The 19,819-nt window shown below is 64.5% G+C and carries 17 protein-coding genes and 1 pseudogene; 15 read left to right on the forward strand and 3 right to left on the reverse strand.

What is annotated here, in order from left to right; genetic code table 11:
* Window positions 1-138: 138 nt before the first annotated feature.
* Window positions 139-1,215 (reverse strand): MBL fold metallo-hydrolase, encoded by a 1,077-nt coding sequence (locus tag H3V53_RS08090; RefSeq protein WP_336597521.1) that lies wholly within the window; start codon window positions 1,213-1,215, stop codon window positions 139-141.
* A 200-nt stretch (window positions 1,216-1,415) separates the two neighbouring features.
* On the opposite strand from H3V53_RS08090, the gene H3V53_RS08095 reads away from it, so the two are divergent.
* The 12 genes from H3V53_RS08095 to bioB all read left to right on the forward strand — a co-directional run bounded on the left by H3V53_RS08095 (window position 1,416) and on the right by bioB (window position 15,273).
* Window positions 1,416-1,865 (forward strand): MerR family transcriptional regulator, encoded by a 450-nt coding sequence (locus H3V53_RS08095; RefSeq protein WP_336597522.1) that lies wholly within the window; start codon window positions 1,416-1,418, stop codon window positions 1,863-1,865.
* A gap of 198 nt (window positions 1,866-2,063) precedes the next feature.
* Window positions 2,064-3,893: a bifunctional isocitrate dehydrogenase kinase/phosphatase gene (gene aceK, locus H3V53_RS08100; protein WP_336597523.1), complete on the forward strand. Its 1,830-nt coding sequence runs from the start codon at window positions 2,064-2,066 to the stop codon at window positions 3,891-3,893.
* A gap of 64 nt (window positions 3,894-3,957) precedes the next feature.
* On the forward strand, window positions 3,958-4,731 hold the full coding sequence (gene can / locus H3V53_RS08105) for a carbonate dehydratase (RefSeq protein ID WP_054917678.1): 774 nt from the start codon (window positions 3,958-3,960) through the stop codon (window positions 4,729-4,731).
* On the forward strand, window positions 4,724-5,917 hold the full coding sequence (locus H3V53_RS08110) for an acetyl-CoA C-acetyltransferase (RefSeq protein WP_336597524.1): 1,194 nt from the start codon (window positions 4,724-4,726) through the stop codon (window positions 5,915-5,917). The genes can and H3V53_RS08110 overlap by 8 nt, the downstream gene beginning before the upstream one ends.
* A 40-nt stretch (window positions 5,918-5,957) precedes the next feature.
* Window positions 5,958-6,635, forward strand: coding sequence for an SDR family oxidoreductase (locus tag H3V53_RS08115; RefSeq protein WP_054917681.1), 678 nt, complete (start codon window positions 5,958-5,960; stop codon window positions 6,633-6,635).
* Between the two features lie 83 nt (window positions 6,636-6,718).
* Complete coding sequence (locus H3V53_RS08120; protein ID WP_054917682.1) at window positions 6,719-7,849, forward strand: acyl-CoA dehydrogenase family protein; 1,131 nt, start codon at window positions 6,719-6,721, stop codon at window positions 7,847-7,849.
* A gap of 17 nt (window positions 7,850-7,866) precedes the next feature.
* Window positions 7,867-8,328 (forward strand): YchJ family protein, encoded by a 462-nt coding sequence (locus tag H3V53_RS08125; protein WP_336597525.1) that lies wholly within the window; start codon window positions 7,867-7,869, stop codon window positions 8,326-8,328.
* A gap of 566 nt (window positions 8,329-8,894) precedes the next feature.
* A complete protein-coding gene (locus H3V53_RS08130) occupies window positions 8,895-10,178 on the forward strand; it encodes a dienelactone hydrolase family protein (RefSeq protein ID WP_336597526.1) in 1,284 nt (427 codons plus the stop codon).
* 741 nt (window positions 10,179-10,919) lie between these two features.
* Window positions 10,920-12,263, forward strand: a complete 1,344-nt coding sequence (gene bioA, locus H3V53_RS08135; protein ID WP_336597527.1) for an adenosylmethionine--8-amino-7-oxononanoate transaminase — start codon at window positions 10,920-10,922, stop codon at window positions 12,261-12,263.
* Window positions 12,263-13,447: an 8-amino-7-oxononanoate synthase gene (gene bioF / locus H3V53_RS08140; protein ID WP_336597528.1), complete on the forward strand. Its 1,185-nt coding sequence runs from the start codon at window positions 12,263-12,265 to the stop codon at window positions 13,445-13,447. The genes bioA and bioF overlap by 1 nt, the downstream gene beginning before the upstream one ends.
* A complete protein-coding gene (gene bioD / locus H3V53_RS08145; RefSeq protein WP_336597529.1) occupies window positions 13,444-14,163 on the forward strand; it encodes a dethiobiotin synthase in 720 nt (239 codons plus the stop codon). Before bioF ends, bioD begins: the two co-directional genes overlap by 4 nt.
* Before the next feature lie 48 nt (window positions 14,164-14,211).
* Window positions 14,212-15,273: a biotin synthase BioB gene (bioB, locus tag H3V53_RS08150; RefSeq protein WP_336597530.1), complete on the forward strand. Its 1,062-nt coding sequence runs from the start codon at window positions 14,212-14,214 to the stop codon at window positions 15,271-15,273.
* A gap of 103 nt (window positions 15,274-15,376) precedes the next feature.
* Here the strand turns inward: bioB and H3V53_RS08155 are convergent.
* Window positions 15,377-16,401 (reverse strand): annotated as a pseudogene (locus H3V53_RS08155) (sulfate ABC transporter substrate-binding protein).
* Between the two features lie 272 nt (window positions 16,402-16,673).
* Here H3V53_RS08155 and H3V53_RS08160 point away from each other — a divergent pair.
* Window positions 16,674-16,988, forward strand: a complete 315-nt coding sequence (locus H3V53_RS08160) for a hypothetical protein (protein WP_054917700.1) — start codon at window positions 16,674-16,676, stop codon at window positions 16,986-16,988.
* A gap of 16 nt (window positions 16,989-17,004) precedes the next feature.
* Here the strand turns inward: H3V53_RS08160 and H3V53_RS08165 are convergent, their stop codons facing one another.
* Entirely contained in the window at window positions 17,005-17,604 is a 600-nt protein-coding gene (locus H3V53_RS08165) for an alpha/beta fold hydrolase (protein ID WP_054917950.1), read from the reverse strand.
* Window positions 17,605-17,819: 215 nt separating this feature from the next.
* On the opposite strand from H3V53_RS08165, the gene H3V53_RS08170 reads away from it, so the two are divergent.
* Both H3V53_RS08170 and H3V53_RS08175 read left to right on the forward strand, forming a co-directional pair.
* Window positions 17,820-18,761 (forward strand): 2-hydroxyacid dehydrogenase, encoded by a 942-nt coding sequence (locus H3V53_RS08170; RefSeq protein ID WP_336597531.1) that lies wholly within the window; start codon window positions 17,820-17,822, stop codon window positions 18,759-18,761.
* A 102-nt stretch (window positions 18,762-18,863) separates the two neighbouring features.
* On the forward strand, window positions 18,864-19,790 hold the full coding sequence (locus tag H3V53_RS08175) for a hydroxymethylglutaryl-CoA lyase (protein ID WP_336597532.1): 927 nt from the start codon (window positions 18,864-18,866) through the stop codon (window positions 19,788-19,790).
* Window positions 19,791-19,819: the final 29 nt, after the last annotated feature.

A 19,819-nucleotide genomic window follows, 5' to 3' on the forward strand; every position in this document is an offset into this window, starting at 1 on the left:
ACAAACGACCCGGCCGCGCATGCGACCGGGTCGTCAAATCCCGCCCTTCACGTTACACCGTTCGGTACCTCAGAAAAGACCTTAACTGAACGGCATTACCGGTTCTTCCGGGCTTTTTCGTCTGGAGCGCGCTTGCCGTTACTTCACGTTCGCGAAGCGGATCACGCCATCGCCGCCCGTGAGCCGCTTCAGTTCGCCTTGCAGCCACAGCAGATGCAAATGCGCGAGCGCTTCGCCCATCGCGAACGTCATCTGGTGAATATCGAGCTCGCGCTTGAACATGATGGGCACGATATCGGCGGCGCTGCACGGCTTCGCAGCGCACGCGTCGCGCACTTCCGCGAGCCGCGCCGCGTGGTGATCGCGCAATTGCCCGATGCGCGTGTGCAAGCCGCGAAACGGCTTGCCGTGCGACGGCAGCACCAACGTATCGGCGGCCATCGTTTCGTAGCGGCCGAGCGAACCGAGATACAACGCGAGCGGATTGCCTTCCGGCTCGATATCGAACACCGACACGTTCGTCGAAATGCGCGGCAGCACCATGTCGCCGGAAATCAGCACGCCGTCGGCCGCCGAATGCAGCGCGCAATGTTCCGGCGAATGGCCAAAGCCCGTCACGACGCGCCACGCGCGCCCGCCGATCGCCACCGCGTCGCCTTCGCGCAGACGCCGGTATTGGCCCGGCACCGACGGCACGAGGGTCGAGTAGTAGCTCTTGCGATTGCGCAGCTTGTCGAGCGACGCCTCGTCCGTCAGGCCATGCCGCGCGAAATGCCGCGCCGCGCCCTCGCCGCCCGCATTCGAGCCGTCGCCCGCCGCCATCACGCGGCCCAGCATGTACTCGCCGAGCGTGATCCACAGACGCACGTTCCAGCGCTTCTGGTCGCCGCCTTCGCACAGCCAGCTCGCGAGACCGAGGTGATCCGGATGGCAGTGCGTGACGATCACACGCAGCACGGGCAACCCTTCCAGCGCGGTGTCGAACAGTTTTTCCCAGTTCGCCTTGATCTCATCCGACGCGATGCCGCAATCGACGATCGTCCAGCCCTTCTGCCCGTCGATCTCGTCGCGCAGCAGCCACAGATTGATGTGATCGAGCGCGAACGGCAGCGGCATGCGCAGCCAGTAGACGCCCGGCGCGACTTCCTGCGTCGTGCCGGCGGCGGGCATCGTGTCGGCGAACGGGTAGTCGAGTTGGTGTTCGAGAGCATTCATCGTGGGGTTTCCTTCGTCGGCCGCATGCCGCATCGCTGCTTTATCGCTGTATTGCTGCCGCAAGATCGCGTCGGCGCGGCGTGGTTGCGCTTTGTTCAGGTTGACGATAACGTAAACGTCGATTCTAGCGTTCAATCCGTTTCCGTGCGCGCTCGCCGGAAAGTCCGACGGAAACCCGGCGACGCACCCAACATCCAACGATGAACACCCAATACACGATTACCGAACTGGCGCGCGAATTCGACGTGACGCCGCGAGCGATCCGCTTCTACGAAGACCAGGGTTTACTCTCACCGAGCCGCGAAGGATCGGGCGGTCTGCGCCGCGTGTACTCGGGCCGCGACCGCACCCGGCTGCGGCTGACGCTGCGCGGCAAGCGCCTTGGCTTCACGTTGTCGGAGATTCGCGATCTGCTCGACCTGTACGACTCGCCGACGGATACCGTGCCGCAATTGCAGGCATTTCTCGCGACGGTGGTCAGACACCGCGAAGTGCTGGAGCGTCAGCGGGAAGATCTCAACGCGACGCTCGAGGACCTCGCGCAGTACGAAGCACAGGCGCGCACGCTGCTCGAAAAGGGCGAGCGCGGCGACGGCTACCGGAACGAGGCGAACGCCGCGCACGACGACACGTTGAAAGAAAAATCCTGATCGAAAGATCGGACGACGAACCCGGCATTTGGCGCGACGTTGACTGAAGATGCGCCGAACGCCGTGCAACAGGCTTCAACTGACATTGCGCCGGCGCCGCGCCCAAAAGGCTGGAATGCGTCTCGCGAGCGCGCCCGACGATACAATCTCGGGAGTCTTCACGACATTGAGCGAACCCTGAGCGAATGCACGGTCGACATGAATCACTTTCCCAAACTGCTGTCGTCACAGATCGGCTTCGACGTCGCGGAGACGCTGCTCGCGGGGTTTGACCGGCACTATCGCATCTTCCGCGAAGCCGCGATCCGCGCGAAAGATCTGTTCGAAGCCGGCGACTGGCACGGCCTGCAGAAGCTCGCGCGCGAGCGCATCACGTCGTATGACGAGCGCGTGCGCGAGTGCATCGAAAAGCTCGAAGACGAATACGACGCGGAGAACATCGGCGACGATGTCTGGCAGCAGATCAAGCTGCACTACATCGGCCTGCTGACGACGCACCGCCAGCCCGAATGTGCGGAGACGTTCTTCAATTCGGTGTGCTGCCATATCCTGCATCGCTCGTACTTCAACAACGATTTCATCTTCGTGCGGCCCGCGATTTCGACCGAGTACATCGAGAACGACGAGCCGGCCGCGAAATCGACGTATCGCGCTTACTATCCTGGCAAGGACGGGCTCGCCGAAACGCTGGAGCGCATCGTCACGAACTTCCAGCTGAATCCGCCGTTCGAGAACCTGACGCGCGACGTGGCGTGCGTGATCGAAGCGCTGCGCGATAATTTCGGCACGTTCGTCGAAGCGCCCAATTTCCAGATTCACGTGCTGTCGTCGCTGTTCTTCCGCAACAAGGCGGCGTATATCGTCGGCCGCATCATCAACGGCGACGCGATGATGCCGTTCGCGCTGCCCCTCCACCACGTGAGGCCGGGCCTGCTCGCGCTCGACGCCTTGCTTTGCAAGCGCGATCAGCTGCTGATCATTTTCAGCTTCGCGCATTCGTACTTTCTCGTCGATATGGAAGTGCCGTCCGCGTACGTGGAATTTCTCGGCACGCTGCTGCAGGGCAAACCGAAGGCGGAAATCTACACGTCGCTGGGTTTGCAGAAGCAGGGCAAGAACCTCTTCTATCGCGATCTGCTGCGGCATCTGAAGCATTCCAGCGACCGCTTCATCATCGCGCCCGGCATCAAGGGCATGGTGATGATCGTGTTCACGCTGCCGTCGTTCCCGTACGTGTTCAAGGTCATCAAGGACGCATTTCCGCCGCCAAAAGAGACGACGCGCGAACAGGTGATCGGCAAATATCAACTGGTGAAGCGCCATGACCGTGTGGGACGCATGGCCGACACGCTCGAATATTCGAGCGTCGCGTTGCCGCTGTCGCGACTCGACGATGCGCTCGTGCGCGAACTGCAAACGCAAGCGCCGTCGATGCTCGAATACGAGGGCGGCAACCTCGTCATCAAGCATTTGTACATCGAACGGCGCATGGTGCCGCTCAATCTCTATCTGCAGAACGGCAGCGCTGCCGACATCGACCACGGCATCGAGGAATATGGCAACGCGGTGAAGGAACTGATGCAGGCGAACATCTTTCCCGGCGACATGCTGTACAAGAACTTCGGCGTGACGCGGCACGGTCGCGTCGTGTTCTACGATTACGACGAAATCGAGTATCTGACCGACTGCAACGTGCGCGCCGTGCCGCCGGCGTGCAACGAAGAAGACGAGCTGTCGGGCGAGCCGTGGTACTCCGTCGGTCCGCACGATATTTTTCCGGAGACATACGGCACGTTTTTGCTCGGCGATCCGCGCGTGCGCGAGTCTTTCCTCAAGCATCACGCGGATTTCTTCGATCCCGCGCTCTGGCAAAAGCACAAGGATCATCTGCTGCGCGGCGAATTGCCCGATTTTTATCCGTACGACCGCGGCTTGCGCTTCAGCGTGCGCTACCCCGAACGGTTCGCGACGGACCAACCCGCCAGTCGCGCCGCCGAGGCGGACACGGCAGCGGCGCGCGCCGCATGAATGGGCGCGCATCCGCCATTGAACAACACCAACACTGGACAACCAGACCAAGTCGGAACGAATCATGACTACGAACGCATCCTCCGCTCATCCCCTCGCACATCTGTTCGCGAACAACGACGCGTGGGTCACGCACAAGCTCGAAGAAGATCCCGAGTTCTTCTCGCGCCTCGCGCATCAGCAGGCGCCTGAATATCTGTGGATCGGCTGCGCGGATTCGCGCGTGCCCGCCAACGAGATCATCGGCCTGCCGCCGGGCGAAGTGTTCGTTCACCGCAACATCGCGAACGTCGTCGTGCACTCGGATCTGAACTGCCTGTCCGTCGTGCAGTTCGCCGTCGATCTGCTGAAGATCAAGCACATCATGGTGGTCGGCCACTACGGCTGCTCGGGCGTCGGCGCGGCGCTGCACGGCCGCCGCGTCGGTCTCGCCGACAACTGGCTGCATCACGTGCAGGACGTGCGCTCGAAGCACGCCGCGCTGCTCGAAGAATGGCCGATGGGCGAAGCGCGCCATCGCCGGCTGGTCGAGCTGAACACGATCGAGCAGGTCGTCAACGTGTGCCGCACGACGATCATCAACGATGCGTGGGCGCGCGGCCAGGACCTCACCATTCACGGCTGGGTCTACGGCGTGCATGACGGCCGCGTGCGCGATCTCGGCATGACGGTGAAAGACCCCGCCAAGCTGGAAGAGACTTACACGAATTGCGTCGCGGCCGTGTCCGCGAGCCGCGCGCATTCGACCGATCTCGACATGGTCGCCGCCGATGCCGCGAAGCTCGACGGCGTGGCCGCTGCCGTTCACGGTGTTATCAAGGAGCTGAAACATGAGTGAGACAAACAAAGATCCCATCGTCATCGTTTCCGTCGCGCGTACGCCGATGGCGGCGTTTCAAGGCGATTTCGCGTCGCTGACGGCGCCGCAACTCGGCGCGATCGCGATCAAGGCGGCGGTCGAGCGCGCGGGGCTCAAGCCCGAGCAGATCGACGAAGCCGTGATGGGCTGCGTGCTGCCCGCGGGCCAAGGCCAGGCGCCCGCGCGCCAGGCGGCGCTCGGCGCGGGGCTGCCGCTGTCGGTCGGCTCGACTACCGTCAACAAGATGTGCGGCTCCGGCATGCGCGCTGCGATGTTCGCGCACGACATGCTGACAGCCGGTTCCGTCGACGTGATCGTCGCGGGCGGCATGGAGAGCATGACGAACGCGCCGTACCTGCTGCCGAAGGCGCGTGGCGGCATGCGCATGGGCCACGGCCAGGTGCTCGATCACATGTTCCTCGACGGCCTCGAAGACGCGTACGACAAGGGCCGTCTGATGGGCACGTTCGCGGAAGAATGCGCGGCCTGGTTCGACTTCACACGCGACGCGCAGGACAAGTTCGCGATCGAATCGCTGACGCGTGCGAAGCGCGCCAACGAAGACGGTTCGTTCGCGTGGGAAATCGCGCCCGTCACGCTCGAAGGCAAGAAAGGCAGCGTGACCGTCGAGCGCGACGAGCAGCCGTTCAAGGCGAATCTCGACAAAATCCCGACGCTCAAGCCCGCGTTCAGCAAGACGGGCACGGTGACGGCGGCGAACTCGTCGTCGATCAGCGACGGCGCGGCGGCGCTCGTGATGATGCGCGAATCGACGGCGAAAAAGCTCGGCGTGACGCCGCTCGCGCGCGTCGTCGGCCATTCCACGTTCGCGCAGGAACCGGCGAAGTTCACCACGGCGCCCGTCGGCGCGATCCGCAAGCTGTTCGACAAGAACGGCTGGAAAGCGGAAGACGTCGATCTGTACGAGATCAACGAGGCGTTCGCCGTCGTCACGATGGCCGCGATGAAAGAGCACGACCTGCCGCACGACAAGGTGAACGTGAACGGCGGCGCGTGCGCGCTCGGCCACCCGATCGGCGCATCGGGCGCGCGCATTCTCGTCACGCTGATCGGCGCGCTGAAGAAGCGCGGCGGCAAGCGCGGCGTCGCGAGCCTGTGCATCGGCGGCGGCGAGGCGACGGCGATGGGCGTCGAACTGATCTAACGAGGCGCGCGCGGCCCATCCGCGCGCAAAAGGACATGCAATGAAGACTGTGTTGATCGTAGGCGCGTCGCGCGGCATCGGCCGCGAGTTCGTCCGGCAATACGCGCACGACGGCTGGCGCGTGCTCGCCACGGCGCGCGACGCGCAATCGCTCGGCGAGCTCGTCGCGCTCGGCGCCGAGGCCTTTTCGCTCGATATCACCGCGCCTGAAGACATCGCCGCGCTCGGCTGGAAGCTCGACGGCGAGCGGCTCGACGCCGCCGTGATCGTGTCGGGTGTGTACGGCCCGCGCACGGAAGGCATCGAGACGATCACCGCCGAAGACTTCGACGCCGTGATGTCGACCAACGTGCGCGGTCCGATGCAGCTGATTCCCGTTCTGCTGCCGCTCGTCGAGGACGCGAACGGCGTGCTCGCCGTGCTGTCGAGCCGCATGGGCAGCATCAGCGAAGCGAGCGGCACGACGGGCTGGCTGTATCGCGCGAGCAAGGCCGCGTTGAACGACGTGCTGAAAGTGACGTCGCTGCAGACGCGCCGCGCCACCTGCGTGTCGCTGCATCCCGGCTGGGTGCGCACCGATATGGGCGGCGCGCAGGCGGCCGTCGATCCCGAGCACAGCGTGCGCGGCATGCGCGAGGTGCTTGCGCAGGCGGCCAGTTCGCCGGACCTGTTTCACGGCCGCTTTTTCCAGTACGACGGCACGGCGCTCGACTGGTAATTCGTCGGCCGGTTCGACTATCGATTCGACTGCCGATCCGACCAATGAGCGCATAGAACGAGACATAACGAGGAGACACCCGCATGTTGCTCGATCAGGATCACCTGATGATCCGCGACGCCGTCCGCACTTTCGTGCGTGACGCCGTGACCCCGAACGCCGCGCAGTGGGACCGCGAGCGCACCTTTCCCGCCGACGTCCACCGGCAACTCGCCGAACTCGGCGCGTACGGCGTGCTTGTGCCCGACGAATACGGCGGCGCGGGCCTCGATGCGCTGGCGCTGGCGGTGATACTCGAAGAAATCGCGGCGGGCGACGGCGGCACGTCCACGGCGATCTCCGTCAACAATTGCCCTGTCTGCAGCATTCTTCTGACCTATGGCAACGATCAGCAAAAGCGCGACTGGCTGACGCCGCTCGCGCGCGGCGAGATGCTCGGCGCGTTTTGTCTGACGGAACCGCAGGCGGGCTCGGACGCGTCGGCCTTGCGCACGACGGCGACGCGCGACGGCGATTCCTACGTGCTCAACGGCGTCAAGCAGTTCATCACCAGCGGCAAGAACGGCAACGTCGCGATCGTGATGGCCGTCACCGACAAAAGCGCGGGTAAGCGCGGCATCAGCGCGTTCATCGTGCCGACGGATACGCCCGGCTACGTCGTCGCACGCGTCGAGGACAAACTCGGCCAGCATTCGTCGGATACCGCGCAGATCGTGTTCGAGAACTGCCGCGTGAGCGCCGCGAACCGGATCGGCGCGGAAGGCGAAGGGTACCGTATCGCGCTGTCGGGACTGGAAGGCGGCCGCATCGGCATTGCCGCGCAGAGCGTCGGCATGGCGCGCGCGGCGCTCGATGCGGCGCTCGCATACGCAAAAGAACGCGAAAGCTTCGGCCAGCCGCTGTTCGCGCACCAGGCCGTGCAATTCCGGCTCGCCGACATGGCGACACAACTTGAAGCCGCGCGTCAGCTGATCTGGCACGCAGCGGCGCTGAAGGACGCGGGCCAGCCCTGTCTGACGGAAGCGGCCATGGCGAAGCTGTTTGCTTCGGAAGCAGCCGAACGCATCTGCTCGGCCGCGCTGCAGATTCACGGCGGCTACGGCTATCTGAGCGATTTCCCCGTCGAGCGGATCTACCGCGACGTGCGGGTGTGCCAGATTTACGAAGGCACCAGCGACATCCAAAAGATTCTGATCGCGCGCGGACTTGGCTAAACCTTCTGACGATCTCAATGACTGCTTCATCAGCGAAACCGAGCCTGAAATCACGTCCTGCTGACTGTCCGTGCGGGGGCGCGGCGCCGAACGGCCGCGCCCCCGGCAAGCCACCGCGTTTCATCGATTGCTGCGGCCGCTACATCGACGGCGGCGCCGCCGCGCCGTCCGCGCTCGAACTGATGCGCTCGCGCTACAGCGCGTATGTGCTCGGCGAATCCCAATATTTGCGCAACACCTGGGCGCCGCAAACCTGCCCCGCCGATCTCGACATCGATCCCGCCGCGCCCGACGCGCCGCGTTGGCTAGGTCTGCAAATCAAACGCTTTGCGCCGCTCGACGCTACGCACGCCGAAGTGGAATTCGTCGCCCGCTACAAAGTCGGAGGACGCGCGCATCGGCTGCACGAATCCAGCCGCTTCGTAAGAGGCGACGACGGTTGCTGGCGCTATGTCGACGGCGATGTGAGCGATCGCTGACGCTGCGTTTTACGCTGCGTCGCAGCAGCGTATTAAATACCTTCTGCAAACCTCAAAAAAGGGCCGTTTCTGTAAGAAAATCAAGGTGTTGGATCGACGCCACGTCCCTCAATTTCCAATTCTTGCCGACCCGCTCGGAAGGCCGCATCTACAAGGCATGTCCGCGCTGTGGAGGCAGCAATTAGTGCCGCAAGGGGTTTGTACTGAATTGCACAAATATAAATTGTCGTGCCAGTATGAGCCTCACAGATGTTGCAGTGCTTCGTCGTGAGGTGGCGGTCCACCGCCCCCACAGGATGTCCCGACGCACCGCCCGTTGATTGCTTCAGCGGGCACGCGATCAAGGGCGTCGCGAAGCACTCACTTCGACGCGTCGGGGTCGCGTCGACCGGCTTCGGTTCATTCCAATGCGGTCTTGATCTGTCTGCCTGTGCGAATTGCGCGGCATGTGTGATCCTTTTGACCTTGATCCTTGGGGTGTCATCGAAGCGCAATCAGCCCGTACGGCCAGCCGTCAGGAAACCGGTCAGGGATGCTTCAGACGTTTTTGAGAGCAGGTGCAGCGGATGGTGTACAGCAAAGTTCTGATGGTATGTGCGATGTCGGCAGCCTTCATGGCAAGCGCCGTGACGTTCGCGCACGCTGACCCGCTCGAAGGCGGCCCGCTCGGCCGCGCCCAGGTGCAGCGCCTGGCACTCGACGAAGACGGCTATCTGCCCGTCGTCAAGCTGACCGAACAGATCATTCGCATTCCCGTCGGCGGCGACAGTCAGGTCACGCTCGAAACCACCATCTACAAGCCGGACGGCGCGGGTCCATTCCCGATGGTCGTTTTCAACCACGGCAAGATTCACGGCGATCCGCGCATGCAGACGCGCAGTGATCCCGTGTCGCTCGCGCGCGAATTCGTGCGGCGCGGCTATGTCGTCGTCGCGCCGAACCGCCAGGGTTTCGCGAATTCGGGCGGCGAGTACGTGCAGGACGGCTGCGACGTGACGCGCAACGGCATGAGCCAGGCCGCGGACGTCGCGGCAACCGTCGATTTCATGTCGAAGCAGAGCTATATCGACCCGCAGCACATCGTCGTGGCAGGCACGTCGCACGGCGGTCTCGCGACCATCGCCTACGGCACGAATCCGGCGCCTGGCGTGCGCGGCCTGATCAATTTCTCGGGCGGCCTGCGCCAGGACGCCTGCACCGACTGGCAAGGCAACCTGACCAACGCATTCGGCACGTACGGCGAAAAGACGCACGTGCCGTCGCTGTGGCTGTACGGCGACAACGATTCGATCTGGCCGTCGCAACTGGTCTCGCGGATGTACACGGCGTACACCGAGCACGCGCAGAACGTGGGCGCGACGGCGAAGATGGTCGATTTCGGCTCGTACAAGAACGACGCGCATCGTCTGGTCGGCGATCGCGACGGCGTGCGTGTGTGGTGGCCGTCGGTGGAAGCGTTCCTCGCGCGCATCGGCATGCCGACGGGCGTTCAGTATCGCGTCACCGAGCCGGCGCAACCGAAGGCGACGCACTTCGCTTCGATCGATGCCGTCGATTCCGTGCCGTTCGTCGACGAAGCGGGCCGCGCCGGTTATCGCAACTTCCTGCACCAGTATCCGAGCCGCGCGTTTGCCGTGTCCGATTCGGGCGCGTGGTCGTGGGCGGAAGGCGGCGATGATCCGATGTCCGTCGCGATCGCCAACTGCCAGAAGCAAAGCTCCGATCCGTGCCACCTGTACGCGGTGAACGATGCCGTCGTATGGAAGGACGCTTCGACCCGCACAGCTGAAGCCGACGACGCCGATTCGCCGGCAAAGAACGGCGCCAAGCCCGCATTGGCTAGCCGCTGATCTCCTTGTCGCCCGCTGCGTGCAGTGCGTGCAGTGCGCGCCGGGCGTCCCCTGTCCTCTCCGCAGCCCTCCTCCTGACGCGCGCCGCCGCTGCGTCGAGCGCGCGCGCGTAATCTGCCGCGCCGGCATCCGCACCTGAATTCTCTCGCCCGTCCTCACCGATCTTGGTGTGGTAAGGATTGCCAAGGTTGCGTCGCTGCATTCCCGGTGAACAAACGCTCATCCGCCGAGCGAGGCTCCGGACGGCAGCACGAGTTTCCAGCCGCCCGGCACGGCGATAGCGCCAAACCATACGCGCCCTGATTCCGCCAGTCCGCCCACGCCGCCCCAAATTTTTCTTCACAGGGGTGCGTGACTTTGCCGTCGTCATCTACTGTCATCTGCGGCGTTTGAAATCGAACTGTCGCGAGCTGTCGACAACCGCTGCAAATCGCGCGCAGGCCCTTGAAAACACAGCATTTTCAGATAGTGCATCGCGGCGGATATCGCGCTAATCTCACTCCCGCTGTCGCAAAAAAGGGCGCGGCGACCGACCTCCGAACGGTCGCGGCGCCGTCCGGCAACAGCTCATCCGGCGTGACGGAAAGCGAGCGCATCGACGCATGCGACGACGCTTCCCGCCGCCGGATTTCAGGTGGACGTCGACCGTCCCGAATCGCCAGCAGCATTTGCATGACCGACACGCGAGACGCGCCGCGCCCGCCGCCCGCGCCTTGGCCCGGTTCATGTTCCGGAGCAGTTTTGAATACACAAGCAACCGAAGACTGGATCGCCCGCAGCCTGCGCGCCGTGTGGCATCCCTGTACGCAGATGAAGCATCACGAGCGCTATCCGCTCGTGCCCGTGTCGCGCGGCGCCGGCGCGTGGCTGTACGACCGCGAAGGACACCGCTATCTCGACGCAATCAGTTCGTGGTGGGTCAACCTGTTCGGCCACGCGAACCCGCGCATCAACGCGGCCCTGAAAGACCAGCTCGACACGCTCGAACACGCGATGCTCGCCGGCTGCACGCACGAGCCCGCCATCGAACTCGCCGAACGCCTGGGCGCGCTCACGCACAACACGCTGGGCCACGCGTTCTTCGCGTCGGATGGCGCATCGGCCGTCGAGATCGCGTTGAAGATGAGCTTCCATTCGTGGCGCAATCGCGGCTACGACTACAAGCGCGAGTTCGTCTGCGTCGCGAACGGCTACCACGGTGAAACGATCGGCGCGCTCGGCGTCACCGATGTCGCCCTCTTCAAGGACGCCTATGATCCGCTGATCCGCAACGCGCACGTGGTGGCGTCGCCCGATGCACGCTTTGCGCGCAACGGCGAAACGGCCGCCGACGTCGCGCAGCGCGTCGACGATGTGCGCGCGCTGTTCGAAGCGCGCGCCGAGAACATCGCGGCGCTGATCGTCGAGCCGCTCGTGCAATGCGCGGCGGGTATGGCGATGCACGACGCGTCGTATATCGCCGGTTTGCGCGCGCTGTGCGACCGTTACAGCGTGCATCTGATTGCCGACGAAATCGCCGTCGGCTGCGGGCGCACGGGCACCTTCTTCGCGAGCGAGCAGGCAGGCGTCTGGCCGGATTTTCTGTGCCTGTCGAAGGGCATCAGCGGCGGTTATCTGCCGCTGTCGATCGTGCTGTCGCGCGACGAAATCTTCGCCGCCTTCTATGACGACGACACGACGCGCGGCTTCCTGCATTCGCACTCGTACACGGGCAATCCGCTCGCGTGCCGCGCGGCGCTCGCCACCCTCGATCTGTTCGCGAGCGACAACGTGCTCGCCGCCAACGAAGGCAAGTCGGCCACGCTGCGCGCCGCGCTCGAACCGCTCGCGCAGCACGCGCAGGTACGCAATCTGCGCCGGCGCGGCACGATCTTCGCCTTCGACGCAGCGATCGACGACGCCGACGCGGCAAAAACCTTCTCGCGCCGCTTCTTCGAGAACGCGCTGCAGCGCGAACTGCTACTGCGCCCGATCGGCACGACGGTTTATCTGATGCCGCCGTACATTCTCGACGACGAAGACATCGCGCTGCTCGCCGAACGCACGCGCGCGACCTTCGACGCGACGTTGACGGAGGCGTGCTGATGCAACTGCTCGACTCGCTCGAACAAGGTTTGAAGGACATCGACGCGCGCGGCCTGCGCCGTCGCCGGCGCACCGCCGATTCACCGTGCTCGGCGCATATGAGCGTCGACGGGCGCGACATCATCGGTTTCGCGAGCAACGACTATCTCGGGCTGGCCGCGCATCCGCTGCTCGTCGCCGCGATCGCGGAAGGCGCGCGTCAATATGGCGCGGGCAGCGGCGGCTCGCATCTGCTCGGCGGCCACTCGCGCGCGCATGCGCAACTCGAAGACGATCTCGCGGAATTCGCGGGCGGCTTCGTCGACAATCCGCGCGCGCTGTACTTCAGCACCGGCTACATGGCGAATCTCGCGACGCTCACGGCGCTCGCGGGACGCGGCACGACACTCTTTTCCGACTCGCTGAACCACGCCTCGCTGATCGACGGCGCGCGGCTCTCGCGCGCCGAGATCCAGATCTATCCGCACGCGGACGCCGAAGCGTTGAGCGCGATGCTCGATGCGTCGGACGCTGCCGTGAAGCTGATCGTCAGCGATACCGTGTTCAGCATGGACGGCGACATCGCGCCGCTCGCGCGCCTGCTCGAACTGGCGGAGCAGCACGGCGCGTGGCTCGTCCTCGACGACGCGCACGGCTTCGGCGTGCTCGGCCCGCAAGGACGCGGCGCCATCGCCCAGGCCGCGCTGCGTTCGCCGCACCTGATTTCGATCGGCACGCTCGGCAAGGCGGCGGGCGTGTCGGGCGCGTTCGTCGTCGCGCACGAGACGGTGATCGAATGGCTCGTGCAGCGCGCGCGCCCGTATATCTTCACGACGGCGTCGGTGCCGTCGGCGGCGCATGCCGTGTCGGCGAGCCTGCGCATCATCGGCGGCGACGAGGGCGAGCATCGGCGCAGGCACCTGCGCTCGCTGATTGCGCGCACGCGCGAGATGCTCACACGCACGCCGTGGCTGCCCGTCGATTCGAATACGGCCGTGCAGCCGCTCATCATCGGCGCGAACGACGCGACGCTCGACGTGGCCGCGTCGCTCGATCGCGCGAACCTGTGGGTGCCCGCGATCCGGCCGCCGACCGTGCCGGAAGGCACGTCGCGCTTGCGCATTTCGTTGTCGGCGGCGCATTCGCACAGCGACCTCGATCTGCTCGAAAGCGCGCTGACGAAAACGGCGGAGGCGCTCGCATGAGCCTCGCCCTCTCCCTGTTCGTGACGGGCACCGACACCGAAATCGGCAAGACGCTCGTTTCCGCGGCGCTGCTGCGCGGCTTCGCGCGCGAAGGTCTGCGCGCGGCCGCGATGAAGCCGATCGCGGCAGGCGCCGCGCTCGTGGACGGCGTGCTGCACAACGAAGACGCCGATCAGCTCGACGCCGCTTCGAGCGTGCTGCTGCCGCCCGATATTCGCACGCCGTTCATGCTGAAAGAACCCGCCGCGCCGCACATCGCCGCCGCACACGAAAACGTCACGCTCGACATGGCGCCTATCCTGGACGCGCACAATGCCGCGCGGGAGATGGCGGATATCGTGGTGGTGGAAGGTGTCGGCGGCTTTCGGGTGCCGCTCACCGATACGCTCGACACTGCCGATCTCGCCGAAGCGCTGAATCTGCCCGTCGTGCTCGTCGTGGGCATGCGGCTCGGCTGCATCAGCCATGCGCTGCTGACGGCGGAAGCCATCGCCGCGCGCGGGCTGCCCATCGCGGGCTGGGTCGCGAATCGCGTCGATCCCGCGATGCTGTTCGCCGACGAGAACATCGCGGCGCTGCGCGAGCGGCTGGATCGCCAGTACGGCGCGCCGCTGCTCGGCATCGTGCCGCATCTGAATCCCGCGTCGCCCGATGTCGCCGCGACACACCTCGACACAGCCCGACTGTTGCAGACGCTGCGCGGCGCGCGCGGCTGACGGTCATCGACCATTCGAATTAGTCAGGAAAAACCCCGGAAGAACCTCATGAGCCATATCACCACTGCCCCTTTGCCCGTCACGCCGTCGCAAGCCGCTGCAGCAGCCACGGATGCCGCTGCCGCGCGTTGGCGCGTCGCGGATGTCGTCGCACTGTACGATCTGCCGTTCAACGACTTGCTGTTCCGCGCGCAACAGGTGCACCGCGAGCACTTCGACGCCAACACCGTGCAACTGTCGACGCTGCTGTCCATCAAGACGGGCGGCTGCGAGGAAGACTGCGCGTATTGTCCGCAATCCGTGCATCACGACACGGGCCTCAAGGCTGAAAAGCTGATGGAAGTCGACGAGGTGCTGGCCGCCGCGCGTGTCGCGAAAGACAACGGCGCGACGCGTTTCTGCATGGGCGCCGCGTGGCGCAATCCCAAAGACCGCCACCTCGAACCGATCAAGGACATGATTCGCGGCGTCAAGGCGATGGGCCTCGAAACCTGCGTGACGCTCGGCATGCTGGAGACGCATCAGGCGCAGGCGCTGCGCGACGCGGGCCTCGACTATTACAACCACAACCTCGACACGTCGCCGGAGTTCTACGGCCAGATCATTTCGACGCGCACGTATCAGGACCGGCTGGAGACGCTCGAGCGCGTGCGCGACGCGGGCATCAACGTGTGCTGCGGCGGCATCGTCGGCATGGGCGAGTCGCGCCGCGAACGCGCGGGCCTGATCGCGCAGCTCGCGAACATGGAACCGTATCCGGAATCCGTGCCCATCAACAATCTGGTGCAGGTCGACGGCACGCCGTTGACGGGCACGGAAGCACTCGATCCGTTCGAATTCGTGCGCACGATCGCCGTCGCGCGCATCACGATGCCGCGCGCGATGGTGCGCCTGTCGGCGGGACGCGAGCAGATGGACGAAGCACTGCAGGCGATGTGTTTCCTCGCGGGCGCGAACTCGATCTTCTACGGCGACCAGTTGCTGACGACGAGCAACCCGCAAGCCGAAGCCGACCGCAAGCTGCTCGAACGACTCGGCATTCGCGCGGAAGCGGCGCAGCAGATGCCCGTCGAACGCAACGCCTGCGAGCACGGCTGCGACGGGCACTAAGTTTTTAGTTGGTGCCAGGGGCGTTTCTGGACGAGACGCGCCTGACGTGCAAAAGGCCGCTTCGAAACTGTCGAAGCGGCCTTTTTTGCGTGTTACCCGAAGGCTATTTGCGATCGACGATGATCTGATCGAACGTGCCGCCGTCGGCGAAATGCGTCTGCTGCGCCTTCTGCCAGCTGCCGAACACCTGCTCAACGGTGAATGTTTTCAGCGGCTTGAACTCGCTTGCGTGCTTCGCGAGCACGGCGGCATCGCGCGGCCGCAGATGATGCTGCGCGATGATTTCCTGCGCGGGCGCCGTGTACAGATAGTCGAGATATGCCTGCGCTTCCTTGCGCGTGCCGCGCTTGTCTACCACTTGTCGACGATCGTGACGGGCGGCTCGGCCAGAATGCTCATCGACGGATACACGGCTTCGAAGCTGCCCGCGCCCACGCCCGTATCGATCAGCGACACTTCGTTTTCGAACGTGACGAGCACATCGCCGATGCCGCGCTGCGTGAAGGTCGTCGTTGCGCCGCGTCCGCCCGTGTCGAGCACGGGTACGTTGCGGAAGATCGCCTTTTCGAAGTCGAGCGCCTGGGCGTCGGTCGCGCCGCTCTGCTTCTTGTAGCCCCACGCCGCGAGATACGTGTAGCGGCCGTTGCCCGCCGTCTTCGGATTCGGAATCACGACCTGCACGCCGGGCTTGGCCAGATCGTCCCAGTCCTTGATGTGCTTGGGATTGCCCTTGCGCACGAGGAACACCATCGTCGTCGTGTACGGCGCGCTGTTGTCGGGCAGGCGCGCGCGCCAGTTGTCGGGCACGAGATGGCCGCGCTCGGCGAGCAGGTCGATGTCATTTGGCTGGTTCATCGTCACGACGTCGGCCTGCAAGCCCTGCAACACCGACAGCGCCTGCGCGCTCGACGCGCCGTGCGACTGCTTCAGCGTCACCGTCTCGCCTGTCTTCTGCTTGTAGGCCGCGACGAAGGCGGTGTTGATGTCCTTGTACAGCTCGCGCGTGACGTCGTACGAGACATTGAGCAGCGATGTGTCCGCGTGCGCGCTCTGCGCCGCGCCGAGCGAAAGCGCCAACGCGGTCAAGCCGGCCGCAAGCCAGCGCGTCGAATCCCCTCTTCCTGCCATGTGTTCCCCGCTTGGTCGATGATGAAGCATGTGGCCGCGGTGCTGCGGCCGGATTGGCGATTCTAGCGGATCACCGGATGTGCGTTCTGGGTGTATGTCTTATGTCGTCTGGCTGAATCTTCTCGCTCGAACGTCCCACGTACGATCAACGCACGGTCTCGCATACGAATATGGGAACGTCCACACAACACCGTGCCTGGCAGTTATCTATTAATCGAAATTCTGATCAAGCAGAAACCCGTTTAGGAACGCAATTGTTTACGATCGTGCCAATGGAAACGTTAGAAAAGTCCTTGACGAAGCGCCGCTTCCGCGCGCTTCGGTTGATACATGGCGGTCTCAACATGGAGGCGCGAATGACCCGAGCCGAAACCACAATCGAACATATCCTTCAGGACCTCGAAGACATTAAACGTGAAGTGCGTGAGCTGAGATCCTACGTCGACGAGCGGTTCCGTCTGTTTGAAGCAAAGATGGAGACTCGATTCGCCACCTTCGAAAGCACCATGCGCACCGAATTCCGTCTGCTATGGGCGGCGAACTTCGCGCTGGCAGGCATCCTCGCGAAGGGCTTTCACTGGATCTGATGCGTGCGGCGCGCTACTAGCCCGACACGTGAGAGGCGAACTCGACTTCCTCGTCGTGAAAGCGCAGCGGCGCCGCACAATGCGCAAGCGTATCGACGAAATATTTCGCGCGCGGCCACGGCCCGAAGCCCGCTGCCGTATTGATGTGTCCCGCGTCGCCGAGATTGACGAACGCGCTGCCCAGTCGCCGTGCCAACATGCGCGCGTCGCCAGCCTGCATCCACGGGTCGGTCTCACTGCCGATCAGAATCGAGGGCACGCCCAGGCGCCTCGCTTCGAACGCACCCGCAAACTCGAACTTCTTCGGGCTGGCGGGCGCGACGAACAACACGCCGGCGATATCGGCGGCTGGAATGGTTTCCAATGCGTGCGCGGTTGCAAGGCATCCGAAGCTGTGCGCGGCGAGGATGAACGGGCCACGCTCTCTCGCCAGCAGATCGCGCACGGCCTGCGCCCATTGCGCGAGATCGGGCGCGTCCCAGTCTCTCTGCTCCACGCGCAATGACCGCGCAAACTGGCGCTCCAGCCACGTCTGCCAATGCGCACTTTCGCTGCCGTGCAAGCCCGGCACGGTCACGAGCCGCGGTGGCCAGATCGATCGGGTGCACGAAAACATGATTCTTTCCTCGCTACGGAAGTTCCGGGAATCATTGTCGCGTGCGCCCTGCACTGCCTGAACCAATTTTTCGTGCTTTGCATATCGCCATGCCGTGGCGCGTGCCGGAAGCAACGGCTTGCGGTCCTATGCCGTATGGTCGAATGCACGCGAAGGGCGGCGAAAAAGTAGAATGAAGCCTGTCCAAAAAGCTGACGGCGCCACTCGTCCTCCGTATGAAAGTCCTGTTCTATACCCCGCAATCGGATGCCGCGGCCTGGCTGCGCGACCTGTCGCGCGCGCTGCCCGGCGCACAATTGCGCGAATGGCAACCGGGCGACCACGCTCCCGCCGATGTCGCGATCGTCTGGAGGCCGCCGCGCGAGATGCTCGCAGGGCGCCACGATCTGCGCGCGATATTCAACCTGGGCGCGGGCGTCGATGCGATCCTCGAGCTGGAGCACGATCATCCCGGCACGCTGCCCCGCAACGCGCAACTCGTGCGACTGGAAGACACCGGCATGGCGCAGCAGATGGTCGAGTACGTCACGCACGCCGTGCTGCGCTATCTTCGCCGCTTCGACGAATACGATCAGCTGAAGGCAGAACAGCGCTGGCACGTGCTCGATCCGCATCCACGCGACACGTTCACGGTCGGCGTGCTGGGTCTCGGCGTGCTCGGCTCGCATGTGGCAGCCTCGCTGACGTCGCTCGGTGTTCCCGTGCGGGGTTTCAGCCGCAGCGCGCGCAGTATCGAAGGCGTCGCAACGTACGCGGGACAGGCGCACTTCGATGCCTTTCTCGATGGCGTGAAGGTGCTCGTCAATCTGTTGCCTCACACGCCCGACACGCACGGCGTGCTCAATGGGCGCACGTTGTCGAAGCTCGCGCGCGGCGCGTACGTCGTCAACATCGCGCGCGGCGCGCATCTCGTCGAAAGCGATCTGCTCGATGCGCTCGAGCAAGGGCAAATCGCGGCCGCTACGCTGGATGTTTTCGTCGAAGAGCCGTTGCCGCCGCAACACCCATTCTGGAAACATCCGCGCATCACGATCACGCCGCATATCTCGGCGCTGACGCTGCGCGAAGAAAGCGTCGCGCAGATCGCGCAGAAGATCGGCGCGTTGATGCGCGGCGAGCCGATTGGCGGCATCGTCGATATTTCGCGCGGGTATTGAGCGGGTATTGAGGCGGGTGTTGACGCGGATATCGACGCGGATATCGGCGCGCGTACCGGCCCCCACTGCAACACAGACCGCTTCACGCGGCAGGAGACAAACATGGCCATGCCACAAGCAGTCAAGATCGTCGAAGTCGGTCCGCGCGACGGACTGCAAAACGAAAAAGAGTTCGTGCCGACCGACATCAAGGTCCAGTTGATCAACCGGCTCGCAGCGGCCGGCGTCAAGAACGTCGAAGCGGCGTCGTTCGTGTCGCCGAAATGGGTGCCGCAGATGGCAGACGGCGCGGACGTGATGGCGAACATCGAGCGCCGCGCGGGCACGATCTATTCGGTGCTGACGCCGAACCTGCGCGGCTTCGAAGGCGCGCTCGCCGCGCGCGCCGACGAAATCGTCATCTTCGGCGCAGCCAGCGAGGCGTTCTCGCAAAAGAACATCAACTGCAGCATCGCCGAAAGCATCGAGCGCTTCGTGCCCGTCGCGCAAGCCGCGAAGGAACACGGCCTGCGCGTGCGCGGCAGCGTATCGTGCGCGCTCGGCTGCCCATACCAGGGCGATGTGCCCGTGGCCTCCGTGGTCGATGTGGTCGAACGGTTTGCGGCGCTCGGCTGCGACGAGATCGACATCGCCGACACGATCGGCGTCGGCACGCCAAAGCGCACGCGCGAAGTGTTTCAGGCCGTCACGCAGGTGTTTCCGCGTGAACGCCTGTCGGGACATTTCCACGACACATACGGCCAGGCGCTCGCGAACATCTACGCCGCGCTGCAGGAAGGCATCGAAATCTTTCATGCTTCGGTGGCGGGGCTCGGCGGTTGTCCGTACGCGAAGGGCGCAACCGGCAACGTCGCGACGGAAGACGTGCTGTATCTGATGAACGGCCTGGGCGTCGAAACGGGCATCGATCTCGCGCAGGTCGTGGAGATCGGCGATTTCATCTCGACGTCGATCGGCAGGCCGAACGTGTCGCGCGCGGGCAAGGCGCTGCTGGCGAAAGCGCGCAGCGAGAAAGTCACCTGCGCGTGATACGCCACGAAAGCACCACAGAAAGCACC

Source organism: Paraburkholderia bengalensis (assembly GCF_037126505.1).
Classification (GTDB): domain Bacteria; phylum Pseudomonadota; class Gammaproteobacteria; order Burkholderiales; family Burkholderiaceae; genus Paraburkholderia; species Paraburkholderia bengalensis.